At 32.1% G+C, this 24,949-nt stretch carries 30 protein-coding genes; 20 read left to right on the top strand and 10 right to left on the bottom strand.

Going from position 1 to position 24,949, the window contains the following annotated elements; all coding sequences use genetic code 11:
* Together AC3B6G_RS00150 and AC3B6G_RS00145 are read left to right on the top strand one after the other, a co-directional pair.
* Positions 1 to 465 (top strand): Lreu_0056 family protein, encoded by a 465-nt coding sequence (locus tag AC3B6G_RS00150; RefSeq protein ID WP_489848436.1) that lies wholly within the window; start codon positions 1 to 3, stop codon positions 463 to 465.
* Positions 466 to 582: 117 nt separating this feature from the next.
* The gene (locus tag AC3B6G_RS00145) at positions 583 to 1,662 is read left to right on the top strand and encodes a hypothetical protein (protein WP_489848435.1); all 1,080 of its coding nucleotides are present in this window, start codon (positions 583 to 585) and stop codon (positions 1,660 to 1,662) included.
* Positions 1,663 to 1,755: 93 nt separating this feature from the next.
* Here the strand turns inward: AC3B6G_RS00145 and AC3B6G_RS00140 are convergent, their stop codons facing one another.
* Positions 1,756 to 1,959: a helix-turn-helix domain-containing protein gene (locus tag AC3B6G_RS00140; RefSeq protein WP_489848434.1), complete on the bottom strand. Its 204-nt coding sequence runs from the start codon at positions 1,957 to 1,959 to the stop codon at positions 1,756 to 1,758.
* Between the two features lie 15 nt (positions 1,960 to 1,974).
* Positions 1,975 to 2,286 carry a hypothetical protein gene (locus tag AC3B6G_RS00135; protein ID WP_489848433.1) on the bottom strand — a complete coding sequence of 104 codons (312 nt, stop codon included), beginning with the start codon at positions 2,284 to 2,286 and terminating at the stop codon, positions 1,975 to 1,977.
* A 1,207-nt stretch (positions 2,287 to 3,493) separates the two neighbouring features.
* Here AC3B6G_RS00135 and AC3B6G_RS00130 point away from each other — a divergent pair.
* Complete coding sequence (locus tag AC3B6G_RS00130; RefSeq protein WP_489848432.1) at positions 3,494 to 3,652, top strand: hypothetical protein; 159 nt, start codon at positions 3,494 to 3,496, stop codon at positions 3,650 to 3,652.
* Positions 3,653 to 3,888: 236 nt separating this feature from the next.
* On the opposite strand, the gene AC3B6G_RS00125 is transcribed toward AC3B6G_RS00130, so the two are convergent.
* Complete coding sequence (locus AC3B6G_RS00125) at positions 3,889 to 4,884, bottom strand: CAP domain-containing protein (protein ID WP_489848431.1); 996 nt, start codon at positions 4,882 to 4,884, stop codon at positions 3,889 to 3,891.
* A gap of 380 nt (positions 4,885 to 5,264) precedes the next feature.
* On the opposite strand from AC3B6G_RS00125, the gene AC3B6G_RS00120 reads away from it, so the two are divergent.
* From AC3B6G_RS00120 to AC3B6G_RS00105, 4 genes are all read left to right on the top strand, one after another.
* Positions 5,265 to 5,906 (top strand): tyrosine-type recombinase/integrase, encoded by a 642-nt coding sequence (locus AC3B6G_RS00120; RefSeq protein ID WP_489848430.1) that lies wholly within the window; start codon positions 5,265 to 5,267, stop codon positions 5,904 to 5,906.
* Between the two features lie 15 nt (positions 5,907 to 5,921).
* On the top strand, positions 5,922 to 6,626 hold the full coding sequence (locus tag AC3B6G_RS00115; RefSeq protein WP_489848429.1) for a hypothetical protein: 705 nt from the start codon (positions 5,922 to 5,924) through the stop codon (positions 6,624 to 6,626).
* A 743-nt stretch (positions 6,627 to 7,369) separates the two neighbouring features.
* A complete protein-coding gene (locus AC3B6G_RS00110; protein WP_489848428.1) occupies positions 7,370 to 7,597 on the top strand; it encodes a hypothetical protein in 228 nt (75 codons plus the stop codon).
* Between the two features lie 35 nt (positions 7,598 to 7,632).
* Positions 7,633 to 7,863 (top strand): hypothetical protein, encoded by a 231-nt coding sequence (locus AC3B6G_RS00105; protein ID WP_489848427.1) that lies wholly within the window; start codon positions 7,633 to 7,635, stop codon positions 7,861 to 7,863.
* Positions 7,864 to 7,930: 67 nt separating this feature from the next.
* On the opposite strand, the gene AC3B6G_RS00100 is transcribed toward AC3B6G_RS00105, so the two are convergent.
* Positions 7,931 to 8,095, bottom strand: coding sequence for a hypothetical protein (locus tag AC3B6G_RS00100; protein WP_489848426.1), 165 nt, complete (start codon positions 8,093 to 8,095; stop codon positions 7,931 to 7,933).
* Positions 8,096 to 8,224: 129 nt separating this feature from the next.
* Here AC3B6G_RS00100 and AC3B6G_RS00095 point away from each other — a divergent pair, with 129 nt between their 5' ends.
* The 12 genes from AC3B6G_RS00095 (at position 8,225) to AC3B6G_RS00040 (ending at position 17,282) form a co-directional block, all read left to right on the top strand.
* The gene (locus tag AC3B6G_RS00095) at positions 8,225 to 8,386 is read left to right on the top strand and encodes a YvrJ family protein (RefSeq protein WP_489848425.1); all 162 of its coding nucleotides are present in this window, start codon (positions 8,225 to 8,227) and stop codon (positions 8,384 to 8,386) included.
* A gap of 58 nt (positions 8,387 to 8,444) precedes the next feature.
* On the top strand, positions 8,445 to 9,350 hold the full coding sequence (locus AC3B6G_RS00090) for a tyrosine-type recombinase/integrase (protein ID WP_489848424.1): 906 nt from the start codon (positions 8,445 to 8,447) through the stop codon (positions 9,348 to 9,350).
* A complete protein-coding gene (locus tag AC3B6G_RS00085) occupies positions 9,343 to 9,732 on the top strand; it encodes a single-stranded DNA-binding protein (RefSeq protein WP_489848423.1) in 390 nt (129 codons plus the stop codon). Before AC3B6G_RS00090 ends, AC3B6G_RS00085 begins: the two co-directional genes overlap by 8 nt.
* Positions 9,733 to 9,970: 238 nt before the next feature.
* Complete coding sequence (locus AC3B6G_RS00080) at positions 9,971 to 11,041, top strand: replication initiation factor domain-containing protein (RefSeq protein ID WP_489848422.1); 1,071 nt, start codon at positions 9,971 to 9,973, stop codon at positions 11,039 to 11,041.
* Complete coding sequence (locus AC3B6G_RS00075) at positions 11,038 to 11,631, top strand: GH25 family lysozyme (RefSeq protein WP_489848421.1); 594 nt, start codon at positions 11,038 to 11,040, stop codon at positions 11,629 to 11,631. The genes AC3B6G_RS00080 and AC3B6G_RS00075 overlap by 4 nt, the downstream gene beginning before the upstream one ends.
* A gap of 83 nt (positions 11,632 to 11,714) precedes the next feature.
* Positions 11,715 to 12,065, top strand: a complete 351-nt coding sequence (locus tag AC3B6G_RS00070) for a hypothetical protein (protein ID WP_489848420.1) — start codon at positions 11,715 to 11,717, stop codon at positions 12,063 to 12,065.
* A gap of 79 nt (positions 12,066 to 12,144) precedes the next feature.
* Positions 12,145 to 12,483: a hypothetical protein gene (locus AC3B6G_RS00065; protein WP_489848419.1), complete on the top strand. Its 339-nt coding sequence runs from the start codon at positions 12,145 to 12,147 to the stop codon at positions 12,481 to 12,483.
* Between the two features lie 167 nt (positions 12,484 to 12,650).
* The gene (locus tag AC3B6G_RS00060; protein ID WP_489848418.1) at positions 12,651 to 13,304 is read left to right on the top strand and encodes a hypothetical protein; all 654 of its coding nucleotides are present in this window, start codon (positions 12,651 to 12,653) and stop codon (positions 13,302 to 13,304) included.
* A 499-nt stretch (positions 13,305 to 13,803) separates the two neighbouring features.
* Positions 13,804 to 14,850 carry a CAP domain-containing protein gene (locus tag AC3B6G_RS00055; RefSeq protein ID WP_489848417.1) on the top strand — a complete coding sequence of 349 codons (1,047 nt, stop codon included), beginning with the start codon at positions 13,804 to 13,806 and terminating at the stop codon, positions 14,848 to 14,850.
* A 194-nt stretch (positions 14,851 to 15,044) separates the two neighbouring features.
* Complete coding sequence (locus AC3B6G_RS00050) at positions 15,045 to 16,070, top strand: DNA-processing protein DprA (RefSeq protein ID WP_489848416.1); 1,026 nt, start codon at positions 15,045 to 15,047, stop codon at positions 16,068 to 16,070.
* An 85-nt stretch (positions 16,071 to 16,155) separates the two neighbouring features.
* Positions 16,156 to 16,587 (top strand): hypothetical protein, encoded by a 432-nt coding sequence (locus tag AC3B6G_RS00045; RefSeq protein ID WP_489848415.1) that lies wholly within the window; start codon positions 16,156 to 16,158, stop codon positions 16,585 to 16,587.
* A 65-nt stretch (positions 16,588 to 16,652) separates the two neighbouring features.
* Positions 16,653 to 17,282 (top strand): hypothetical protein, encoded by a 630-nt coding sequence (locus tag AC3B6G_RS00040; protein ID WP_489848414.1) that lies wholly within the window; start codon positions 16,653 to 16,655, stop codon positions 17,280 to 17,282.
* Between the two features lie 192 nt (positions 17,283 to 17,474).
* Here the strand turns inward: AC3B6G_RS00040 and AC3B6G_RS00035 are convergent, their stop codons facing one another.
* Positions 17,475 to 18,449 carry a hypothetical protein gene (locus AC3B6G_RS00035; RefSeq protein ID WP_489848413.1) on the bottom strand — a complete coding sequence of 325 codons (975 nt, stop codon included), beginning with the start codon at positions 18,447 to 18,449 and terminating at the stop codon, positions 17,475 to 17,477.
* Positions 18,450 to 18,618: 169 nt separating this feature from the next.
* Between AC3B6G_RS00035 and AC3B6G_RS00030 the strand changes: the two genes are divergently transcribed.
* A complete protein-coding gene (locus AC3B6G_RS00030; RefSeq protein WP_489848412.1) occupies positions 18,619 to 19,218 on the top strand; it encodes a tyrosine-type recombinase/integrase in 600 nt (199 codons plus the stop codon).
* A 111-nt stretch (positions 19,219 to 19,329) separates the two neighbouring features.
* Here the strand turns inward: AC3B6G_RS00030 and AC3B6G_RS00025 are convergent, their stop codons facing one another.
* The 5 genes from AC3B6G_RS00025 to AC3B6G_RS00005 all read right to left on the bottom strand — a co-directional run bounded on the left by AC3B6G_RS00025 (position 19,330) and on the right by AC3B6G_RS00005 (position 24,941).
* Positions 19,330 to 19,668, bottom strand: coding sequence for a hypothetical protein (locus AC3B6G_RS00025; protein WP_489848411.1), 339 nt, complete (start codon positions 19,666 to 19,668; stop codon positions 19,330 to 19,332).
* Between the two features lie 791 nt (positions 19,669 to 20,459).
* Positions 20,460 to 21,572, bottom strand: a complete 1,113-nt coding sequence (locus AC3B6G_RS00020; protein WP_489848410.1) for a glycerol dehydrogenase — start codon at positions 21,570 to 21,572, stop codon at positions 20,460 to 20,462.
* 130 nt (positions 21,573 to 21,702) lie between these two features.
* Complete coding sequence (locus AC3B6G_RS00015) at positions 21,703 to 22,464, bottom strand: cyclase family protein (RefSeq protein WP_489848409.1); 762 nt, start codon at positions 22,462 to 22,464, stop codon at positions 21,703 to 21,705.
* A gap of 12 nt (positions 22,465 to 22,476) precedes the next feature.
* Positions 22,477 to 23,811 (bottom strand): APC family permease, encoded by a 1,335-nt coding sequence (locus AC3B6G_RS00010; protein ID WP_489848408.1) that lies wholly within the window; start codon positions 23,809 to 23,811, stop codon positions 22,477 to 22,479.
* Between the two features lie 20 nt (positions 23,812 to 23,831).
* On the bottom strand, positions 23,832 to 24,941 hold the full coding sequence (locus tag AC3B6G_RS00005) for a 5-methyltetrahydropteroyltriglutamate--homocysteine S-methyltransferase (RefSeq protein ID WP_489848447.1): 1,110 nt from the start codon (positions 24,939 to 24,941) through the stop codon (positions 23,832 to 23,834).
* Between the last annotated feature and the right edge of the window lie 8 nt (positions 24,942 to 24,949).

The following is a 24,949-nucleotide window of genomic DNA, read 5'->3' as shown; positions in this document are numbered from 1 at the left end:
ATGAAATATAGAAAATTAATTACTACTTTGTCACTTTCCTGCGCATTAGCAATTGGTAGTTTGTTTGCAACTAGTAAAGTTAATGCAAGTAATGCTATTACAAATAAGAAAATTGGTATTATGCTAAATAAAAAAACTAATCCTGGTGAACTTAATAATCATTTAGCTAAATTCTCTAATTTCTATACGCATAATAGTTATCCAAAGACCTCTAAATTACATGGTGATTATGATTTATCATTAAACGGAGATGGCATTGGAGACACTTATTTTAAGGTTCATGGTAATATAGTTGTTTATCATTTAATGAAAACATACTCAGATAATGCACATGCTTTTCCTGTTACTAGATATACAACTGTTGCTTCCTTAATAAAAGGATATTACTCAACAAGTAAACAAAAAGCTAGTGTAAATCATCTTGCTAGTATTATTAAAACTAGAGGAACTTGGAAGAATTATTAACCTAATAAACATCAATACAACGATGTATGAAGGGATTATTTTAATTTAGTTTTGAAGGAGATCAATTACTAATAAATTTATATTATAATAAATAATCAATTTTAAATGATGAGAGGTGTGCATAATACGAGTAATCTAAATTTAGATGATATTAATCGAAAAATAGAAATATTATCTACGAAAATAGATACGAACAACGCTAAAAATTCTGAAAAACTAGATATAATTGCCGAAAATACAGATTCTAATAATGACGTTAGAGCAAGCTTCTTTCTATTGATTCTTATTTTACCATTTACAGCTCTTGAAATTTTATTTAAGCTTAGTAACGAAGCAATTATTACGACTGACATAGCTATAATATCAACATTTCTGTATGGATATATACAAAATTATTCGTACATTTCTAACAATAATTTGCATGGCCATTTTAAGAGTCATAGAATACTAGGTAGAATTTTTTTATTTACAGAATATATTTTATTAACGGCTCTTGTATCATTAGGAATAGCCTATACAGTTAGATATGAAAATAAACTTTCAAATAATTCTAATTATGATAAATTTTTAATTTCTTTATTTTTAATATTTATTACTATTGGTATTATTGGGGTTTTTAATCTTAATGCTTCTATAAGAAAAACTATAAACAAAAAATCTTACTTTTCATATTTTTATAATTATGTAATACAATGCTTACCACCTTTTTTCATAATGAAGATAGTTTGTCATTTCTCGATTGATAATTTTCTTTATTTTATTATTAAAATAGATTTTTGGTTGAATATAGCCTTTCTATATATAAATATTTTTATTATAATGAAATTTGATTTTAAATCAATTAGGGATCTATATATTCAATATAAGAAATACAAAAAGCTGTTACATGAAAAAGATGAATTACTAAATAAACGAAATCAATTACTAAATAAGAATGATGATTTAGTAAATGAACGAAAACAACTGCAAAGTGAGAAAGATGAATTACTAAATGAACAAAAACAACTGCAAAGTGAGAAAGATGAATTACTAAATGAACAAAAACAACTGCAAAGTGAGAATAATGATTTATTAAATGAACAAAAACAACTACAAAGCGAGAAAGATGATTTAGTAAAGAAATTCCAAAAAATGTCTACAAATATTAAAAATTTATCTGACAAAAATGAAAGTAATAGTAGATCAAATGCGAGTTAAAATTATATAATATCATTGTTTTGAAATAGGTATGATATAAAAATACTCTAATAACAGTAATCATTTTTAAAATGAAAAGAGGGAACGTAAAGATTAATTCTTTACGCTCCCTCTTTTGTTTTCATCATAGAGTTTTGATAATTTCATGATACTTCTATACGCCATATTGTATGGATCAATAGTTCCATGTTTCAAACGGGAAAGGCTGTTACTGGGGATGCCAGTTTCCTTACTAATTTTGTATAGTGACCAACCTCCGTTAATGACAAATTCCTTTGATTTTTGAGCATCATCCATTATGATTACCTCTTTTTAACGATGTAAAGAAGTATATCCATGGAACCAATCACCAATCGATACTTTATTGATATTGCTGTATATAATATTGAATGGCTGTGAATAGTTATTAGGCTTTAACTTCCAAGTATTTTTTCCAACTTTTTTAAGAGCAATTTTATGTCCATGTAAGACGATTTTCTTTGAGCTCCCACCGTAAATGTAAATATGATAACCTGATCCATTCCAACTTCCATTAACAGATGCTGCGTTAGCAATTGTTGGAGCAGCTGTACCCAATGATGCAGCGAATAAAATACTTAAAAAAGTGATTTTTAATTGCTTCATTAATATCTTCCTCCAATATTTATCTTTTAGTATTATATCATAATGGTATTTTAGTATTTCTTTGTAAATCGTTTCATTTGAGTACACTTTATTGATATATTACTAGATTGTCCTTATTTCTAATCATTAGTGGTGTTAATAGCTTATTTAAATAATATTTGGATTGTGTTAACGATACAAAAAGCCACTTCACATTAGTGAAGTGGCTCTAATTATGATGAGCGGTCTTTTGATAGACCAACCAGCTTTTCCTAAGTGATGACGCCTAAATCATCATATAGGGATGATACATGATTATAACTAAAACTAGCTTTATCTCGTTTACAATTACATATTATCACAAGAAGATATTTATTGAAAGAATTGCTACTAATAATTTGAGAATAATCTACTAATAAGTGAGTACTAATAATGTTAATTATAATGTTATACTATTGTAGTGATGTTGCCTAAGACACCACGACCTCTTAAAAAGAGAGGAGGGATGATATATGATTAAACTAGCGGTAATTCTCGTTTACAGTTTATTACTAGCTATTTGTTCAATTACATCCAATGTGATTGCGAAAATTGTCCATAAGGATAATGATCGTAAAGACAAATAATTAACAAGAGAGCACTCGATTTTAATTGAGTGCTTTTTTGTTAAATTATACCCATAGTAAAACAAAAATTATTCCAACTGATCTTTCTTACTAGTGACGCATACTTAATAATAATTGGCATATCTTTAAAGTGAATAACTAGCAATACTTTTAATGTGTCATATATTTATGTTAAAAATAACACAACCTAGTCTTAGACTAGATGTGAAACATGATTAGATAATATTAATGATTATCATGATGGTCATTAAAATAGTGATTTGCCCATGCTGCAATAAGTGGTACACTTACTGTAACAATGACGAATCTAAGGAAATCAATCAAAGTAAAACATCTAAATCAATTGTTGGGGAACAGTTGATCACAATTAGGGCACTCAATGAGTGCTCTTTTTTTGTTTCATTTGAGTATCTTAACACGCCAATTATGATAATATGTACATCAAATTGTAAGTGCATCTGATAATTCCAGTTCTGATAATGCGACGAGTGATAATATCAACTAGCTAATGGTCAACTGCACCATCGTTAAACTATCAGATGTTATTCAATTATGAAGCGTTCTTTATTCATGGTTATACGAATAGTTTTGAAGTTAAACCGTTGGCTTATTCGATTAAGACGCCAAGTAGTGGTAGTAAAGTTGTTAGTTTGGCAAGTGCCAATGGTAAAAAGATCAACTACAATAAGGTTGATTACCATGTAGATGGTATAATTCCAGATAACAAAGCCGTTAAAGATAGTAAAAAAAGCTCAACGTAAAGTGGGCTCGTGGCAAGATGGTTAGTCGGTCGTAAATACCAAGCTAAGGTGATTAGTAAGAAAAAAGGGTACTTACAAGTATAAAGTTACTGTTAAAAATAAAGCACATGTTATCAAGACGAAAATTAAATTGTTTAAATAGTTAAAAAAGAAAAGACTTGCCTTTCGACAAGTCTTTTTTGATAGAACGTTATTTTTTGTAGAAAAAAAGAGACCATTAGATCTCTTTTAGTTTACTATCCTTCAAATTCCATTGCTGTGTAGCCATTGTCATCCATAGCAATTCCCATATTAGTTACATTAGGATCAAGAATGTTCTCACGATGTCCCCAGCCACTGCCATCACTTTCGGTTCTTGCATCATCATATGTGAAATCATTTACACAATAAATGGCATTGGCAATGTTGTTAGCCTGATCTTTGGGATATTGCATAATATTTTCTCTAAGATGTCGCCAATTATTAGATAATCCAAGTTGCTTATAAACAGTTTCAGTAGCAAAATTTCCATTAGCATCAGCATGACTATAATTATCTTGAAGTTGTTTAGCTCTAATTTCAGCAACTTTTTGCATATCAGCACTGAATTGGAGTGGTTGAAGTCCGTGTTGAATTCGAATGTAGTTGACATAATGCATCGCATATTGTTCAGCAGTATTTAAATCGTTATTAGTTGGATTAACTTTTAGATTGACTGGATAAACATCATTAGCAATTACCCAGCCTTTACTATTTGTAAATTGAAGTTGATAATAAACGACTCCCCAACTGCTAGTTTGTTTATTGATAATTTTACATTGGGGTTCTTCAATTGCCGGACGCATGGTACTATCGTCAGTTTCACTGGTTGGTATTTGTGCATAAATTCCATCTACTTCAGAGTTAGGATTATAGTTAACAATGTCACCAACTTTAAAGTCGCTAGCAACATAAGGATTAGGGTTAAATTTGCTATCATCAGTTGTTGATAATGATAAATTAGGATCTTTAAAGATGGCTGGATTTAGTTGATCACCTGAGGTTACGTTTGGATTACTCTTAGTTTTCTTAGAGGTATTCTTCTTTTTCGGTGCTTTAGTGTTTTTCTTATGTTTCTTTTTGGTTATGTGTTTCTTAGTGTGTTTTGTTTTGGCATGTACTGTGGTACTAGGTTTAACAGTATTGAATTGATTGATGGTGTTAAAGCCGATTACAGCTGTTATTAATATTAAGATTTTTTGATATTTCTTCATTAAAAATAGCTCCTTGTATAATTATTTATATTTTGGTCTTATTTTTAATTTTATATTAATTTTGACAAGTAAGCTAGATTTTATTAAAAGATCTGTATGAACAAAATAAAAATTTTAATAAGCTAAGTTGAAAAAAGATAATAGTTACATTAACTTAAACCTAACTCACTAAAATGGAATTCTATGAACATTTGTGTTTTAACATTATATTATTGTTTTAGTGAACAATGATATAATGAATTTTTATTATAATCCCATAACTGTTTTATGGGATTTTTATTTTGCCTTTATTTCAGCAACTTTTAAATCATGCCTTTATGTATAATCCCTTTTATGTGCTATTATTACATTAAGGGATTAAATTTAAGAGGTGATTTTTCATGTTAGATCATGATCAACGAACGAAAATTAATAAACGGAATGCAATTCATTCTGCACAAAATGTGAAACCATTAAAAAATATGAACGACATTGCTAAAGTGAAAGACACGTTGCTCAATAATTTTCCAAAATACGGTAGACGTAATTACACCATCTTTCAAGTTGGCAAAGCGACATTGTTACGGGTTAGTGATGTGCTAAGTTTAAAGTATAGTGATGTGTTCGATGAAAATGGTAATATTCGAGAACATGCCTTCATTCATGATCAGAAAACTAAGAAACAGAACCAGCTTTTCTTAAAGCCCGTGGAAACGGATTTATTAGCTTATCAAGCTTGGTTAAGACAACACGACTACCATTCAGAATGGCTCTTTCCCAATAGTCGCAATGCGAACGACCACGTGCAGACGAAACAGTTCTATCACATCATGAAGAAAGTCGGCGATTTATTGGGTATGGATGGCTTAGGTACCCACACGATGCGCAAGACCGGTGCTTACTTAGTCTACAAACAAACAGGATACAACATTGCGTTAGTAATGAAGCTGTTGAACCATTCTAGTGCGGAGATGACATTAAAGTATCTTGGCTTAGATCGTGAAACGACTGATAAAGCACTATCAGGAATTAACTTTGGATAATAAGGAGAGTAGTATATGTTAGGAATACAAGCAGGTAATTTACTAGACTTTGCAGGGAATATTATAAGTGGATTAATAGGTTTTGGGGGGTCTGCATTGTTTTTTAATAAGCAATTAAGGAATAATAAAAAAGAACTTTCAAGACAGATTGAGTCAGAAAGAGATAATTCGATAAGAGCTGAGGTATATATTGAACGATATAAGGCATTAAATGATTTGAAATCAGATTTAATCAATGTTATAAACTTCAATAAAAAATTTTTAAATTACATAGATATAATACAAATAAGTATGAAGGATCCTGATATAAAAGTAAGTGGGGATACTTCTGATATAGAAAAAAGTGTTTACGAACTTATGAATGAATATAATGATCTAAAACAATCGTTACTTAAAATACAAGGTATAATTTCAAAGGATTATATATTAATTAGTAGTTATGATTTTGGGTCATATGAAATAGAATCTTACAAGAATTACACAAAAAATAAATTCTTTAATTCATTTCAAATGATGGCAGATATTTTTGGCAATTTTAGAGGTTCTTATTTTAAATATATAAAAAATAAACTAAAAGATTATTCATATGAATATGAAGTTGCTCCGAATTATAAAATAACATTTAGAAGGATGGAGGGGGAAATCGATGACTTAAATGATAACATAATTCAACTTCTTAATGGGGTAGATCAAATAAAGGAAGAAATTAAAATAGAATAAAAATTAAAGTAACTAAAATAATTAATAGTATTTATTCATTAATGAGAATAAGCTCTCTTGTTGCTAGATGAGCTATATTATCGAAGTTGATTTGGTATTTTTGAACAAGTTTAATTTCATAAAGTTAAATGATAACTTTTACTTCTTAATATCTACTTTTCCCATAGCAGCTTTACCACTCCCCACCCGCCGCCACCTGCCTAATTCAAGGTAGTCGCGGTTTCTTATAATCTACAAAACCAAATCCGCTTACTTTTTAATTATCTATAATCCTCGAGAACCTGGTAAGCCTCGAAAAGAAAAGCACTTCCCGAGTCTTACCAGGAGAATTATAGCTAATTAAATCTGTTAATCCTGATGTATATAAATTTGATACTCCGCGGACTGACCTTGTTACTAAATTACGAAAGCTCCTGTTTAGCGATATTCGGCGATTGTGGTTAATTATAATCACCGAATATCGCTAAAAGTCGCGTTCTTACGACTGCTCTTCCTCGGTTATGTGTCCTAAACTTGCGACATACCCCTAATCAACATAACAAAAAAGAAGCTCCAACATTCATGTGAAAAGCTCCTTTAATATTAAAACTCATCCCTAGGTTGAATCTTCATTACTGAACACTCTTATATCAATGAGTGTTTTTCTTTTAAGCAAAATACTTCAAAAAGTTTTCAAATCATCACTTGTAGAAAAAGCCTTCTTGATAAACTACATATATCGAATTAAGAAAGGAGGATTTCTCATGGCAGATGCAGTTACTCACTTACGTACTAATCAAAGTACAGCTGTTCAAGTTACCTTTAAAGAAGATGGTAAGAATAAGACCGTCACTATGGCTAACTTGAATTCCAAAGCCACTGATGAAGGGCTATGGAACTTAGCAAGATTATTGCTTCGCTTACGTGAACAAGGAGCTGATCAAACGATCAACGCCAAGGTAATTACTAAGGACCTTGTTTACAAAGCCTAACTAAATATAAAAATTAAAAGAAAGGAGTGAGCAAGATGGCATTAGAAATTGTATTTTCAGGTAAGAAATCAGGTAAAGATGTAACACGTACTTTATCTATCGATAAACCAAAGAAGTTAACTGATTCAGATATTACTGCAGTACGTGAGCATTTCATTCGTACGAACGCCGTTATTGTCGGCGATGGTCCAGCAATTGCAGTTACTAAGATTGCATATGTAGATAGTAAGACTGAAGTTTTATATGATGCAAAAAAAAAGCAATAAGTTTTTTAGATATGTAACAACAGCAAAGGTATTTTTAGGGTTCGCAGAGATGCGAGCCTTTTTTTGTTTAAAAAATTGCCTTTAAAATTTCGAACAAAGCAAATCCCATAATAAATAGCAAAATCAATAGGATAACACCCCAAAACAGCAGCCCCACCATGATATCAATCAATAAAAATAATGCTGCTAATTTATCAAAGAAAATAGCTAAGGGTGATTTTTGATTGTTCATATTCATACCTGCTCTCTTGTGATTATAAATTAATTTCATTTTATCACGATTTATTTAGCTAAGTTCACTTGTAGAAAGCCAACATTTGCTAAGATTTAAATATTAATTAATTGAAAGGAGTACATTATTATGGATCAAATCATAAGATACATACTTGAACAAACTTCAGGAGTAGCGATTGCATTAGTATTGATTTTCAAAATTGAAAGTAAGTTAGATGCCTTAGTTACAAGCTTGAACGCAATTCCTGAAAAAATATCAGAAAAAATTGAAAAAGTTGTTGAAAAATAAAAAGTAAACCAATCCACTTTGCGTATTTAAATATAGGCAAGCAAAAAGGAGTGTAAAAGTGAAAAAGCAGAACTTTAAATTAAGCCTTGTAAGACTAGGTAAATCAAAACGGACAGTGATTGAGTATCAAGCACGATTCCGCGACTTTTATCAATTTCTAATCAGCGAATTAGATAAGTTCGATCCCTTTGAGGCTACCACCGTGGATATTATCTCATATCGGGAATTTTTAAAAGAAAAAGGACAAACGATGTATACCATTAACGCAAAGCTCAATTCCGTTGCAACATACTATCAACTTGCCTGTTTAGACGGTAAAATGCGAGCTAATCCTGTTATACCAGGAGTATACATCAAGGATGAGGCACCTGATGCTCCAGTACTATCAGCATCAGATGAAAAACTCCTTAAACTTTGGATGAATCACTTACCAAGTGAGATTGGAACTGCATTTTGGATCATGTATGGAGCAGGACTAAGAATTGGCGAAGTCGTTAAATTGAAAAAAGACGATATTATCGTTATGGATAATCACTTATATATCAATGTTTATGTGAGTGATGTCAATCGTAATCGCACAATTCCAGTGTTGGATGAAGAAGCAGCTAATGCTATTTGGCAGTATAAACTATTCTATAATGGCCGAAATGATGAGCGCCTCTTCACTGTTACTAAGCATTTGATCAATAAACATGCAATCCGATTTAATGAAGAAACGGGAATCACATTATTTTCACATGTTTTACGCTATATGATTGCTGAAAAGTTAAGGAATGCTGGTATCTCCAAGGAATCTATCAATATTTACCTTGGTGAACGCATCCCTAACGTAGAAATTTTCAGTTGGAAGAGTGACCAACTCAAGCGTAAAGCACACTGCACGATTGAAAAAGTTGCTGCAGTAATTAAAAACGATAATCAATCAAATAAAATCGATAAAAAGGATGACTTAACTCATGAATAATGTAACTTTATTAGGACGCTTAACAAAGGATTTAGACGCAATTCAAAAGGGAGAAACCACTTATTGTAATTTCACGCTAGCAGTTGATGACACTTCCAAACGTGATAGTGTCGACTTTATCAACTGTGTTACCTTTGGTAAATCAGCGGAACTATTAGCTAAATACTGTGGTAAAGGCCGTCAACTTGCGATTGAAGGTCGAATTAGCACGTCTAATCATAATAAACATACCTATACTACAGTTATTGCTAATCGCATCACTTATTTACACAATCCGAATGGCAATAACAGTCCATCTGAAGCAAGTGCACCAAAAGTAGCTCCATCAACTAAACAAAGAAGAACTAAGAAGACTGAAGACGCCACTGACTTACCATTTTAGTCATCTTTAAGGCGCATTCAAGGACGCCCCTGTTAAACTCCGCTTAGGCGGGAAAAGTGCACACTTTTTCCGACAAGACGGGGTTACAGGGGTTTAGCGGTCCCTTGAAGAGCATTAAATTAGATGACGTTTATTTAAGGATACTTTTTAACGATTGGACTGGTTCTAATCGTATTACCCCCTGACACTAATAGGGGGGTAGAAAATACACAAAAATGAGCATAAGGAGTGCTATAAAGTGCTTACACATAAGGCTTCATCGCTTGTTGAAGATTCGCAAAAAAATGAGTCGTTTTCTACGAGATTATCAGCTCAAATTGATTGGTTAGAATTTACCGTCAAAGGATATCAACCAGAATTCTTAATTAAAGAAATCCTAAGGCTATCAGATAGTGACTTTGAACCGCTCGCTAAAGGCCGGTTCGGCTATCATAACCAAGAAAAATGGAACGAAGGTAATGTCTTTATCATGTATAATGCCAAGGATACTCGAATAATTGATATTGATGATCCAATGGGGATTCACGTTCTACTATCTGGAACTGGGTGTGATAGCTACAACAGCGTTCATGACTTAATTGAACTGATTATGTTCGCTTCCCTTGCACCAGAATATAACTTTACAAGAATTGATATTGCTATCGATGACATTGGTGAGAAGCTTTTAAAATTTGACCGCATTCATAAACATGCTCTGAAAAGGAATTATGTCACTCGTTGGAGCAAATGGGACCAAGTTCTAAGTCGCCAAACTAGTGATGGGAAATACATCGGACAAACAATCTACTTTGGTTCGCAAACATCAGAAGTATTCTGTCGAATTTACAATAAAGCTTTAGAACAACAGCAAAAGTTAAAGAATGATAAGGAAAAGTTCGATAAAATCCCCGAAAAGTGGACAAGATTAGAAATGATTTATCGCAAAGAACGAGCAAATATGGTAGCTCAACATTTATTACAATATATCAACGTAGGAGAAGTCCTAAAATGGACGCTCAATAACTACTTACGTTTTGTTAAGCCCACTGGCGACTCCAATAAAAGTCGTCGCCCCATGATCTGGTGGTGGGAACGTTTTATTTCTGAAGCAGGTAAGTTAAAGTTAACAATTATTAAGAAAAATAAAACAATCGAAGAAATGGAAACCTGGATTCAAAAACAAATTGCCCCAACTTTAGCAACTATCATGGCTGCTAAAGGGGGCGAAATTGATTGGCTTTATAATTCACTGAACTCAGGCAAACTACGGATGAAACGAAAACATTTAGAAGCAATCACCCGATATATGAAGGAGGAAATACATTCATGAAATTAGTAGCAGACATCTCATCGTATCAGCTAGATACCATCGACTTTTTTAAGTCATTAAAAGCTAAAAAGGTAGCAGCAGTGATCGTCAAAATCACCCAAGGAAGTGCTGATGGTGATAACTACGTTAATCCAAAAGCAAAATCACAAATTGCGAATGCCAAGAAATGTGGACTCAAAGTTCACGGCTATCATTATGCCAAATTTACTTCTAAAATTGATGCGCAAAATGAGGCTAAGTTCTTTGTTAAGACAATGAAGAAATTAGGTTTAGGCACAGATAGCGTTGCAGTTGTCGATATTGAAGACTCTGCGTTGCCTAAAGGTAATTTAACTGCTTGCATCAATGCTTTTAATGCTATGGTGGTTAAACTCGGTTACAAAAGAACCGATACTTACTCGATGGCCAGTTTTTTCTGGTCAGGACGTATCAAACCAGCAGTTCTAAAGCCCAAACAGAACCTGTGGGTGGCCAACTATGGAAGTGATCGTCCGGGATTGGATAATGTGGGAACGTGGCAGTTCACTGATAAGTTCAAAGGAATGAACCTTGATATGAGTTATGATTTTAAGGGATGGTATACGAAATAAGAGGATAAACGTTTTAATTAACGTCTATCCTCTTATTTTTTCATGATATAATAATTGAGCAATTAAATTAAAGGGAGATTATTATGAAGAAAATTATTGCAGCAACAACATTATTGGTAGGACTATCAATCGTCCCTACTACAGTTAATGCTTCTACTGTTAATGGTTATTGGCATGGAACTACTTGGGGTAAATATAATCCAAATACCAATGTCTATCATTCAAAGGGTAACGCTGGGTATGTATCTAAATTTTATATAAAAGGTGGCAGCGTTAAATATGGATCAACATCTGGTAAAACTTACCATAAATTAACCCCAATTGGCTATCATAAATGGACATATAATGTAGGCCAAGGTGGTAATGTTATCATTAAAGGAAATAAAATGTATATTGGTGGAGATTTAGGTTCATACTATTTACTTCATAAATAATATAAAAGAGACGGATGCTAATGTGTTCATCTCTTTTTTTCATGTATACTAATAAAATATTATATCGGAGGTCATATACATGAGAATAAAAACGTTACTAATTACTATTGCATCTTCAATAGCTTTAACAAGTATTGGAGCATCAATAAACAAACCTGTGCATGCATCTTCTGTGGTACCAAAAAAATACCAAGGATATTGGCATAATGGACAATATAGTTATAAAATTGGACCAAAATATGGACATTTTAGCGATACATATGGTCAAACTAGTTTTCCATTTAAATTTAAAAAAATTAAACATGGTTGGTATGGAGGCTATCCAATCAAAGATTCTCCTGAACCTATTGGATTTAAGACTTCAGGAAACCATATCACAATTTTTATAGCATCAACAAAAATTAAATTATATAAATAAATTAAAAGTCCGATAATATTTATTGTTGGTTTTGTATTAATACTTATCTCATTCTTATATTTATACTCTATGTACAATAATTATTAAGTATTTATTTAAAATCATTAACAAAAGGAATATAATTTTAAATATACTTTAAAGAATATAGAGGGGTAGTTGATTATATTATGAAGATTAGTAAAAAATTCATTACAGTTCTTTCAGCAATTACGTTATTTGCAAGTGGATATACTGCTTTTTCTCAAATTAATAGTAAATCTAATACAATTATCGTAAATGCTGCAAAGAAGAAACACGCTAAAAAGAAGCATTCCAAGAAAAAACATGCTAAGAAAATTCATGTTAGCAGCAATGATAAAGCTGCTTACTGGTACATTAAAAATGGTAAAAAATTACTTAAAAAGTATAGCAACAATGATACTTTCGTAACAGGAATTCAAGATGCTATTAGAATGTCTGATTCTGAGGGCTTTACAAGTTTCCTAGATAGTAGATACGTTAACAATAAGGTATACAGACAAGGTTGGATTCTTGGAATTAGTTCACAATCTACAAAAGACATTAAAGATACTAAAACTAAAATTGCCAGAACTAATAGCGCAATTCAATTCTATAATTCTGGTGTTAACTATTTAAAGACTCATAATGAAGCTCCTCAATACTACCATAGAATCTGTTCTGATCATGGAGATCCATGGAGTGACAATTTAACTGGTTCTGGATACTTTGACAGTCAAGGAAATAAAGTTAATATCCACGAAGATTCTTCTAATAATCAAACTAGCTATGACAATCAAGATAGTGATGACTACGATGATTAATATTGTTATTTTGAATTAGTAAATAAGGAATTATTTCATATAAATAAAGAGATGATCGCTGATAATGCGTTCATCTTTTTTTATTATTATTTTCACTAATTCTAAAAAAGAACCGTCAAGCAAAATCGCCCGTCCATCTGCGGGCAGATGGCCAGACAATTTTCTTGTTGCCTACTCATTAATGTTTCAATGCAAAAAACGCATTAAAACATTAATGAGCAGGTTATTTGGGTGCTTCGTGAATCTTTATGCTTATGTACATATGACGAGGGTAATTTTTGATTCTTTGCTACGTAAAGCATCCCTAAACAGTAATTACTGAAATATATTATTTCATTATTTAACTAACATTTTATGGACATACAATAAAATATAATGTATATCTAAAAAATCATGCTAAAAATAAATATTAGTCTTTTATGTATGTCTTATAATGAAGCGTGTCTTTCTATAAAATAGATGCTATACTAAATCTTAAGTAAACCTTAAGGAGATAGAAATGAATAAAAAATTAATTGCCATCTTAGAAACTACATTAATTTTATGTGTAGGAGCATCTGTTACTAGTAACATCCCTAACCCTTCAATAAGTGTTAACGCAAAGAAAGTAAGTAAAAAAGTTACTAAAAAAAGTCATAAAAAGAAATCCAAGAAAAAAAGTACTGTTAAACATAAGAACAAGAAAGTTGCAAAAAAAACTGATAATACACCCTATTATGTAGGAGATAGTCTAGATAGTAATATGCTACATGATTCAAGTTTAGTGATGAATAGCCAAACTAACGACGGTGGATTTAATCCTAATAAATATATTGATAATTATAAAGTTGGTCAATATGTTGGATTTTATAAATTACCAACAACAACTGTTCTATACTCATTTCCTAGTTCAGAGACTGATACTTCGTCTTGGTTTACTCCAACAGCTAACGATCTAAACTCACCACATAAGATCCTTGATGAAAGAACATCTTCGTGGGGAATTAATTATTTCTTGCTTCAGTTTGATAATAACTTAAAAGGTTGGGTTATGGGATTAAATATCCGTCCTTACACTCCAAAAGTACAATCTAATAACCAAGTTATGCAACAGATACAAAATTCATATAATGATAATGATATGAGTCAAGCTGCACAATTAGAATATCATTACGTTAACTATATTAGAATTCAACATGGTTTAAGTCCATTACAATGGGATGATACTCTAGGACAGATTGCAAAGACCCGTAGTGAACAAATACAGACTACCCAAAGTCATTATGATAGTAATGGTCAAATGGAAGCTGCCGTTCTTGCTAAACAAAATGATTTTAAATATGACTGGTTGTATGAAAATATCGAAGGAATAGGTATTCATAAGAATGTTTATGCTAGCGCGATCGATATGATAAATGCATATGTATATCAAGATGGTCTTGCAGAAAATTGGGGCCATCGAGGAAATATCTTAAAACCTGATACCAAGTATATTGGAATTGGTATTTCAGTAAGTAGTAATTCATATGGAAAAATTGTTTCAGAGTCAATGCTTATGTCTAATTAAAAAAGTTGTTCAATTTCTAAGTTGAACTGAGCCCTTAAAGTTAGCTTTATCTAACTTTAGGGGTTTTTATTATCTAATATAAAAATAGGGGAACAACTGTTCCCTTTGCGTCCTTTAGATGGTATAATATTACTATCAAAACGTTGATACACCAACGTTATTAACGATAGAACATATTTAGGGAGTTGATGATAATGGCAAACAAAATAACTAGATTAATTTTAGCCTGCCAAAGTATTCGAGGAGTAAAAGATAGAGATATCATTCAGTCATTAGATGGAGTTAAAGCTAATCAAATTGATGATACATATGGATGCTTACTTGATTTATCTTTTCATCACAAATACGCTCGAATTACTGGAAATAAGAACATCGGCGAACATGAATGGGGATTGCTATTAAACAAAGCCGATAAAATGATAATGGCGGCGGCTCAGAAAGATATTAAAATCATTAATTGTATGTCTAGTCGCTATCCCAAAAATCTCTTAAATACAGCTGATAAGAACTATCCACCAGTGTTATATGTAAAAGGAAACACTGATATCCTTAATACTGATAAATCGATTGCTATTATCGGAACTCGTAAAGCTACTAAATTAGGAGCTGAACTAACTAGACGTTATACTGAATTCTTCGTTAGGAAGGGATACGTTATCGTTAGTGGACTAGCATTAGGAACAGATACCAATGCTCATAAAGCTACTTTAGCTTCTGGTGGGAAAACGGTTGCTATCCTTGCTCATGGGTTGAATGAACAAGTATATCCATATGAGAATCGTCAATTAGCTCAAGATATCGTTAATCATGGTGGAGCTGTAATCAGTACTTACCCTATTAATGAGGAGCTAAGAAGTTACCAATTAGCTGCTCGTGATAAGTGGCAATCAGGGATGTCAGATGGCGTAATCGCTGTTGAATCAACTATGAATGGTGGTTCTAGAATTACGATGAGTGACGCTCATAGACAGGGACGTCCGCTTGCTGCTCCTGATATGACGAAGTATCTAAAATGTCATGATTATAATCTTCCTTTCCAGAATATGGGAACTTATGATGCTATAAAGAGTGAGGTTGCTGAACCTCTTTATACTAGAAGGTCTGTTTTCGAGTTTGAGGAATTACTAAGAATTGGTCATCAGATGAGAGATGACCATCCCTTGGCTAGTACAAAGCCATTTACTAGAACGTTAAGACTATATAATCCAGATGCGTATTAAACTAAGATACCTAGATTTAGGTATCTTTTTATTATGTATAAATGTTATACTAAAAAATATTTATAAATTTAAAGGGGTTTTATATATGAAAAAATTTTTATTAATTATTCCATTCCTAGCTTCAGCTTTTCTATTCTTATCGTTTAATACGAGTGCCAAATCTGCTTCATTACCAAGTAGCATCACACATCATCAATGGTATAGAACAACCGATGGATCACAAGGTGGCTACCATGACAAATCTACCTTTCATGGTAACAGTTTAACTTACTATGGCTATCGAAAATTTGTTTCTGGTGATTTCGCAAAGAAAACTAATGTTACTTGGAATTTCAGTAATATTAAAAAAGCAAATAGTAAAAACTATTACGCAACAATCAATTCAAAATATCCTGTAAAGATTAGATTAATTTCAAAGAAAACATTTTGGATTGTTCCTAAACATACTATGGGAAATAAGGGAAACTACACCGGTAATGACAAATATGGTGCAAGTATCTTTAAATTAGCTAAATAGGTATCGATATCTAATAACTAATTACGTGGTATTCACTAAAATAATAAATGGAGTTGTAATTCATAATGATAAAAAAAAGAATTATCCTTTTCTTAACAGTAACTTTTTTCCTAGCAATTTGTAGTTTTAGTGGCACTAGTGCTAGTGCCAAATCCAAATTATATAATGGTGTTCCAAATTTTTGGCGTCATAAGGTATTAGTATCAGACAGAACATTTCCCGAAAAATTAACAGTAGGAATAGATGGTAAAGAAGTTCCAACTCATTTAAGACTATTTTTTGGTCAATCAGATTTTGGAGAATTCAGTGGCCAAACAATTGTTGCATATGCTGTATATCTAACTACTAATAACCAAAAACTTGATGGTGTTTCAGATATGTTCGATCGTTTAAACTTTCCATATACGGATTTTGTCCATTATAAATATAAAGTAATTGGAAAGAATACTTACAGGATATATGGTAGTTATGATTATATAGTTAAAAAGGTTGGTAATAAGTACTCCTTAAAACTAAAAGGTGGAAATGATCCAGTGTACAGCCGCTTTAAAAATTGGGTACATGTAGGTTCATGCTCATTGGTATCACGAGAAAAGTCTGTATCAATGGCACCTGGATATAATCTTCGATTTGATGTATCATACCACGGAAAAGTAGTATTTGGTGATAATAGTCACGGTGGATATAAAAAATAAATAACATGTTAAAGACTAATACTAAAAATAGGTATTAGTCTTTTTATGTATGCTTTGTAAAGAAGCATACATATCCCATCATTTGTAGACCATGATTTCTTGCTAAAATAAACAGGTATCATTATCTACAAATGAATACATAAAAATACCTTTGCCTATAAATCAACACATAACATGACATCATTTTATTGATTAATAAGGTAATTTAGTACCAGATACATTTGTTTTATCATATCCATTTTTTGATAATAATTTTGATAAATATGCTGATTCAACATCTAATTTATGATTATAAATAATTTCTGAAATTAAGTTTGTTTCAAATGGTACTTTCATGGATGCTCTACCGTTAAAGTAAGTATTTGGTCTTATATCTCTTCCCTTATGTCTGTTCATTATAACGTATCTAATTTCTTCTTCTTGGTATAATACTGGATTTTTATAAGATAACGAACAAAGTAAAAGAGCATTCTTACATCTAAAACATATCTCATTCATATCATCATAGTCAATATTTATATTTCTAAATGCAGCTATCCAAATTCTAATCAACAAATCTATATTTTTAATTTGTTCTTTATAATCATAATCAACTATTAAGGGAAAAGCATAATAATCATTTTCATCGAAATCCCTAAAATCCTCTTTACCATGTGATCCTTCTTTTCCTAAATAATACTGAAGTCCTTGATTAGGCATTCCAATTGCTATGTCACCATAATTTTGTAATGCCTGTGAATGGTCATTATAAGAAAAACTCATAACATAAAAATCGTTAGGAGTTTCTTCCATATTTTTTAAAAAAGATGAAACTTCAAACTCATCATTAGTTATCCTTTTAACAATATCAGAATACAAATCATGAACATATATCATCTCTTTCTTATCATTCATATCATGTATTGTACTAATGTATAAATTTTTTGAAGAAATTATACCTTTAAACCCTGTAATGCTAGTGTAATGATATAACATTGGAAAGTCTTCAGGTTTAACTAAAAAAGAATTAATCAACGTTTTTTCATCTAATAATTTAAATATTTTAGAATCTTTATTTTTAAAATCATTAAGAAGACTTTTCCCATCCTCATCTAAATTATTGATAATTTGCCTGTATTCATTAGAAGCATTTTTCATAAATTTTTTTAAGTATGGATATTTATTCATGTTGTTTCTCTCCCAAATATATCTTCATTTTGTAAATCAAATTAATTATAAGTCATAATAAGCATTATTAGCAGTTCATATGCAATAGTGATAATAATAAACCTTTTTTTATATTTAGTATTTATTAAAATATAACTTTGTCAAAATAATAACGCTTAAGGAGGCTAAAATGAACTTAAATCATCAAGACCAAAACGTTCAACCAATTAAAGATGATAATATCTTAAATCAAGTTAGGGATGCCCTACTAAATGAATTTAGATATGGCAGACGGAACTACACTATCTTTCAAGTTGGAGAGACAACAATGCTTCGAGTAAGTGATGTGTTAAAGTTGCGTAAACTAGATATCTTTGATGAATTCGGAGAAGTAAAAAGAAATGCGTACATTAGGGATAAAAAGACCGATAAACCTAATCGGATTTATCTCAATCCAGTCGCAAATGACCTAATGAATTACAGTAAATGGTTGAAGGAAAATAAAGTAGAATCTGTTTGGTTATTTCCTAATAGCTGGGATGCATCCCGACCCGTCACCACTACACAATACTATCGTGTAATGCAGAAAGTTGGAAAACTTCTAGGAATTGATTATTTAGGAACTCATTCAATGAGGAAGACTGGGGCTTATCGAATGTATATCCAATCAAACTACAATATTGGAGTAGTAATGAGAATGCTCAATCATTCAAGCGAAGAGATGACTCTACACTACCTGGGATTAGATCAACATTCACTTGAAAAGCAGATTGATGGCATAGAATTCTAATCACACTATACTTATTTATAAAAAAGATACCTTACTTCTAAGGTACCTCCCAACAATAATAATATAAATTTCATTCTAGAAACATCATATTTCAAATCACATTAAAGCTGTCTAAAACGTTAAAATAAAAACTATAATCATCAAAGTCCCACTATTAACTGGTTTATAATCATCATATTCATCACGCATATAGTAAACATCTAATTTATACTTTTTTGAAGCTTGGGAATTACTATTAATTTTATCAATCATTTGATTCAGCTTTTCTCCCAATATCGGATAATCTTCAGACTTTGTTCGTTTGTAAATCCTGCTATAAAATTCAGAATTTTTAGGAAGGGTACCCATAAAATCATTAATAGCTTTAAAGCCCTCAGAAGGTGTAATCTTTTCTTGTTTCACCTGATCAGCAATCTCATTCAATTGGGTATTAAAAGTTAACTTATTCAATATCAAAAGTCCCCTTTCTATAACTAAATCTTCAGCACAATTAGAATTATATAGAACCAATTCAGCCAAAACTATCAATAAAACGAAAAGATTATGTAAATATACTTATCAATCTCTACTTCTTAAAAATAAAGAGAGAACGCAGCCAGTCTTCATTCAATTCCCCCTCCCCACTCCGACGACGCTCGACGAACAGACCAAACGTCGCTACTTTAGTTCAACTAACTAAGAGAGAAAAAATTCGTTGCGGAATCGAAGATGGAGCCGAACTTTTTTCTCTCTACAACTACTTTCGGCAAGTAGCGACGTTTGAGCAAAACGCAATCGCAAAGCCCACGCAAATATAATAAAAGAGTGATTTTCCGTTAGCGGAATCCGCAGGATGGAACCGGAAAATCGCTCTTTTATTTCCTATAATCTCTTAAGAGTAGGCTTGCGATAAGTGCATGCGTGTCTGGAGGAGAGCTAGGAGGAGTGGGGAGGTGGGAATAATTAAATATAATACAAAATATTATACATTTGGTCTCTCCATTGATAATTATTTAATAATACACGTGCCATATAATCAGCAAATAAGATTAATATAATATAATAAAAGTCGCTAAGAAGTAATACTATACTTCCTAGCGACTTACTTTCTATATTTAATTTATTGTATTCATGTGTATTAATGATCAATGTGTAGTGTCGGAAAAACTCATATTGATAATCTCACATAAATAATTGTTTTTGCAACCACAGAAACAATTATATTGAAAACGCCTTCTAATAAGAAGGTGTTTTTATTTATGCTATTTTTGAGTTTCTTTGAATGCAATATCGTATGCGTTCGCACCCTTCATTGCTTGAACAATGTCATCATCAGAAACATCAAATGGCATTTGTTTCATAGTATCATTAGCACTATTAGCAGCATGAGCAATCTTAGCTAAATCTTCATCACTGATATTAGCAATTCCTAAATCAGCAAATGTTGTTGGTAAACCAACTGATAATTCAAACTTAAGGTACTTTTCATAACGTTCTTTGTCTGCACCTTCAAGATACAATTGAGCTAACGTACCAAATGCAACGATTTCACCGTGCATCTTGTCGATTTTATCACCAATAGCAGTAGTTCCATTGTAAATGGCATGAGCAGCAGCTAGACCACCACTTTCAAAACCAATTCCACTCATAAGGATGTTGGCTTCGGTAACTTTTTCAACTGCTTTAGAATCTACGTTGTTGCCAACTGAATTAGCAGCTTCAACTCCATATTTGAACAATGTTTCTTGGCACTTAGAAGCGATTGCGTTACCAACCAATGTTTGTTTATTGCCTAACATCGTATCACCGTTATGTTTAGCAACAGCTTGAGCTTCAACGTTAGTTGCCAAAGCATCTCCAATTCCAGCGACTAAGAAACGCTTTGGAGCTTGGGCAACAACTCTAGTATCAACTAACACAAGTTCAGGATTGTGACTAAAGAACATGTAGTTAGAGAATGAACCGTCATCGTGATAGATAACGGATAATCTGGAACATGGTGCATCAGTGGAAGCTAAACTAGGTAAAATAGCCACTTTAATATCAATTTCATCAGCAATGGCTTTGGCAGCATCAAGTGTCTTACCACCACCGAGACCGATAATGGCATCAGCATTATTGTCCTTACCGATTTGAGCAACCCGTTCTACTTCAGTCATTGATGATTCACCTTGGAATTCAGCATCAGTGACATTAAAACCACTTTCTCTTAGGTATTCAGAGAACTTATCTCCGACAACTTTTCTGATATGTGGACCAGCCAAAAGAACAAAGTTAGAACCGAGCTTCTTTAAATATGAAGCACTATTAAATAAAATATCTTTTCCTTGTACATAAGTTGATGGACTTGCAAACATTTTGTTAGCAGTAGTCATAACAATCGCCTCTATAATTTATTAGAATTTGATTTCATTTTCATTATAGGTTAGATGGTCAAATATGAGAAACAAAAGGCCTATAAATAAAAAAGCATTCCTATATGAAATCATAGGAATGCCAATTTATTTAGTTTGGAACAACTGCAAAAGCACGAACTGGAAAACCAGGAGCATTCTCTGCCTTTGGAACAGAAATGAAAATATATGATCCTGTAGCTGGCACTTCATCTAAGTTGTCTAGCAATTCAATTTGATAATGACCATGCGATAATACATAATATTCGCCAACTAAACCATTACCTTGTTTAGTTGCTGTATCTGTATCAAATGTTTCATGTCCATTAGCAGCAGCACCACGTTGTTCATAAATGAACTTAAGAGCATCTAAGTCCCAACCAGGATAATGTGCTTGACCCTTTTCATCTAAATTTTCAAACTTTTCTTGGCTAGGCCAACGTTTGCTCCAATCAGTTCTTAAAGCAACAAATGAATTTTCTGGAATCTTACCATGCTTCTTTTCCCAAGCTTTAATATCATCAACAGATAGTGATGCATCTGGGCTCTTTTTAACTGCTTCAGTATTATCAATTACGACTAATGGACGAACTAATTCTTTTAATGAGAAGTTTTCTACATACTTCTCTTGATGTTGATCAAAGTGAATTGGTGGATCAATATGTGTACCAAATTGACCTGGAAATGTATATTCCTTTACGTAAAAACCATCAGCATGAGTGAAAATAGTTTTAAATTTTGGCTTTGCAAATGATGGGAATCTAGGACTTTCTGGACCAAATGAATGAGTTAAATCAACCCATTTAAATGACTTAAGCTTTTCTACTACATCTGCAACTGAATTATCGTTTTTTAAATCTTTGTTTACTGTCATAAATATAACCTCCTAATTATTACCACTAAAATCTAAACTTGGTGTTTTCCTACTAAAGCAACGAGTCTTAATCAATAAGATTACAAGCCCAACTGCTAACCAACATACACCGACGCTTTTTGCATCTGATGATAAACTGATAAAAATCCAAAAACTAACAATAAATCCAATAAATGGTGATACCAAGTATTTAATAAATGATACTAATGATTTGTCTTTATTCTTAATAAAGAACTTCCAAATAACTGATAGATTCAATAAAATGAATCCGAATAAAGCACCAAAACTAACTAAATTTGAAACAGTATCTTGAGATAACGTTAATGAAAGAATTAATGAAACAATTCCAACTAAGACAATTGATACAGTTGGAGTCTTATATTTATTACTTACTTTTGAAAGTGCTGATGGAAGAATACCATCCCTACCCATTGCATATAAAATTCTAGATACAGCAGTCTGTCCTTCTTGGCCACTCGCAAATCCAAATGAAAGAATAATTGCAACATCGGCTAATTTAACTAACCATGTGCCACCAACACGTTGGAGAATTCCTAAGAATGCGGTATTTGGATTTAAGTTCTTGTAGTCAGGTGCTACAAATCCTGCTAAAACAGTAATTAAAACAAATAATGCTCCAATTGAAAGAATAGAAAGAATGATTGCTTTTCCAACTGATTTTTTCGGATCTTTTGCTTCTTCTGACAAAGTACTGATTGCATCAAATCCTAAGTAACTAACAATGACAATTCCTGTAGCTTGTAAGACTCCTTGAAAATTAAAATGTTTAGGGTTATAGAATGAAATCGCTTGAGGATGAATTTCTCCTAAAATTAGAAGTCTAATAGTTCCAATGATAAAGGCAATCAATACGATACCTTGTAGTGCAAATAGAACCCAACTAATCTTTGAAACGATGTTAGCACCTAAGATATTGATAAATGTATTAAAGAGAACTAATACAACAATCCATAACCACCCCGGAATTGCTGGGAACAATGATTCTCCAAACGACTGACTTATAAGATAAGTAATCGTTGGAATTAAAAGATAATCTAATGTAATTCCCCATCCACCAATGAATCCTAAGCCAGCATTACTACCTTGTTGAACATAAGTATAAACAGAACCAGAAAATGGATATCGATTCGACATTGTTGCGTAACTAAATCCAGTGAACAACATGGCAACCATCCCTACAAAGTATGCTAAAGCAACCATTCCATTAGCAGGAGCTAAGAAAGATCCATAAAATGCTAATGGTGCAACTGGAATCATAAATGTAATTCCATAAATCAATAAGTCTTTAGTTGAGAGACTTACTTTTAATTTTGACCCGTTATCCATAATCTAATTCCTCCTATACATTAACTATTCCAAACTGATTTAGCAGTATCAACAACTAATTTAATCTTGTTCCATTGGTCTTGTTCAGTTAAACGATTTCCTTCTTCGGTTGAAGCAAAACCACATTGTGCTGATAAACAAAGACCGTCCAATGGATAGTATTGACTTGCATCCTTAATTCGATTCTTTAAATCATCTTCAGATTCTAGTTCAGGACGCTTACTAGTTACCAATCCAAGAACAACTCGTTGATCACGACCATTTTCAGAAATTGGCTTAAGTGGCTTGAATCCACCAGAACGTTCATCATCATATTCCAAGAAGTAACCATCAATGTGTAATTGAGCTAAGTAATCAGCAACTGGGTCATATGCTCCAGCGCCTGCCCAAGTAGAATCATAATTACCACGACAAACGTGCATTGTAAGAACTAAATCATCTGGCTTATTATCTGCAATAGCGTTAATTGCTTTAACTGCTGCTTCACATAATGGCTTTAGTTGAGGAAGAATTGTTCCGTTAGAGAAACTTGCCCACATCCCCCAAGAGGTATCGTCAATCTGTAAGTAACGACAACCTAAATCATAAAAGCGTTGAACTGTCTTTTTGTATGCATCGATAGTATCGTTCAAGAATGCATCGAAATCACCATCATAGTAATCATCGGAAATACCTGCATCTTCATTAGGGAAGAACACTGAAGGACTTGGAATGGTTTGTTTTGCAGTGATACCTTCAGGAACAATTGAATTTAAGAATTTGAAACCAGAGAAGAAGGGATGTTCAGGATTATATGTAATCTTATCAGTAATTTTAATACCACCTTTACGAGTCTCTTCACCATTAAAATTATATCCATGTTCTGGTGTGAAAAAATGAGCTCCGTTTAAACCATCAAAGAAATCCAGGTGCCACCAGCTTCTTCTAAATTCACCATCAGTTACATCTTTTAATCCTAGTTCAACTTCTTTGTTAACTAATTTTTTGATTTCTTCATCTTCAACCTTGGTCAAATCTTCACGACTAATTTCTTTGTTATTAAATTGTTCACGTGCCTTCTTAAGTGGTTCAGGTCTTAAGAAACTACCAACGATATCGTAACGATTTGGAAACTTAACTGTATTTGCCATAATTATCA

This window comes from Nicoliella sp. ESL1149 (assembly GCF_058107265.1).
Note: the sequence above shows the minus strand (reverse complement) of the source record. Positions and strands in the feature narration are given on the sequence as shown.

Coding starts and splice junctions, on each gene's coding strand:
- AC3B6G_RS00150 (WP_489848436.1), top strand. CDS start 1: ATGAAATATAGAAAATTAATTACTACTTTGTCACTTTCCTGCGCATTA.
- AC3B6G_RS00140 (WP_489848434.1), bottom strand. CDS start 1,959: ATGGATGATGCTCAAAAATCAAAGGAATTTGTCATTAACGGAGGTTGG.
- AC3B6G_RS00135 (WP_489848433.1), bottom strand. CDS start 2,286: ATGAAGCAATTAAAAATCACTTTTTTAAGTATTTTATTCGCTGCATCA.
- AC3B6G_RS00125 (WP_489848431.1), bottom strand. CDS start 4,884: ATGAAGAAATATCAAAAAATCTTAATATTAATAACAGCTGTAATCGGC.
- AC3B6G_RS00120 (WP_489848430.1), top strand. CDS start 5,265: ATGTTAGATCATGATCAACGAACGAAAATTAATAAACGGAATGCAATT.
- AC3B6G_RS00115 (WP_489848429.1), top strand. CDS start 5,922: ATGTTAGGAATACAAGCAGGTAATTTACTAGACTTTGCAGGGAATATT.
- AC3B6G_RS00110 (WP_489848428.1), top strand. CDS start 7,370: ATGGCAGATGCAGTTACTCACTTACGTACTAATCAAAGTACAGCTGTT.
- AC3B6G_RS00105 (WP_489848427.1), top strand. CDS start 7,633: ATGGCATTAGAAATTGTATTTTCAGGTAAGAAATCAGGTAAAGATGTA.
- AC3B6G_RS00100 (WP_489848426.1), bottom strand. CDS start 8,095: ATGAACAATCAAAAATCACCCTTAGCTATTTTCTTTGATAAATTAGCA.
- AC3B6G_RS00095 (WP_489848425.1), top strand. CDS start 8,225: ATGGATCAAATCATAAGATACATACTTGAACAAACTTCAGGAGTAGCG.
- AC3B6G_RS00085 (WP_489848423.1), top strand. CDS start 9,343: ATGAATAATGTAACTTTATTAGGACGCTTAACAAAGGATTTAGACGCA.
- AC3B6G_RS00075 (WP_489848421.1), top strand. CDS start 11,038: ATGAAATTAGTAGCAGACATCTCATCGTATCAGCTAGATACCATCGAC.
- AC3B6G_RS00070 (WP_489848420.1), top strand. CDS start 11,715: ATGAAGAAAATTATTGCAGCAACAACATTATTGGTAGGACTATCAATC.
- AC3B6G_RS00065 (WP_489848419.1), top strand. CDS start 12,145: ATGAGAATAAAAACGTTACTAATTACTATTGCATCTTCAATAGCTTTA.
- AC3B6G_RS00060 (WP_489848418.1), top strand. CDS start 12,651: ATGAAGATTAGTAAAAAATTCATTACAGTTCTTTCAGCAATTACGTTA.
- AC3B6G_RS00055 (WP_489848417.1), top strand. CDS start 13,804: ATGAATAAAAAATTAATTGCCATCTTAGAAACTACATTAATTTTATGT.
- AC3B6G_RS00050 (WP_489848416.1), top strand. CDS start 15,045: ATGGCAAACAAAATAACTAGATTAATTTTAGCCTGCCAAAGTATTCGA.
- AC3B6G_RS00045 (WP_489848415.1), top strand. CDS start 16,156: ATGAAAAAATTTTTATTAATTATTCCATTCCTAGCTTCAGCTTTTCTA.
- AC3B6G_RS00040 (WP_489848414.1), top strand. CDS start 16,653: ATGATAAAAAAAAGAATTATCCTTTTCTTAACAGTAACTTTTTTCCTA.
- AC3B6G_RS00035 (WP_489848413.1), bottom strand. CDS start 18,449: ATGAATAAATATCCATACTTAAAAAAATTTATGAAAAATGCTTCTAAT.
- AC3B6G_RS00030 (WP_489848412.1), top strand. CDS start 18,619: ATGAACTTAAATCATCAAGACCAAAACGTTCAACCAATTAAAGATGAT.
- AC3B6G_RS00020 (WP_489848410.1), bottom strand. CDS start 21,572: ATGACTACTGCTAACAAAATGTTTGCAAGTCCATCAACTTATGTACAA.
- AC3B6G_RS00015 (WP_489848409.1), bottom strand. CDS start 22,464: ATGACAGTAAACAAAGATTTAAAAAACGATAATTCAGTTGCAGATGTA.
- AC3B6G_RS00010 (WP_489848408.1), bottom strand. CDS start 23,811: ATGGATAACGGGTCAAAATTAAAAGTAAGTCTCTCAACTAAAGACTTA.
- AC3B6G_RS00005 (WP_489848447.1), bottom strand. CDS start 24,941: ATGGCAAATACAGTTAAGTTTCCAAATCGTTACGATATCGTTGGTAGT.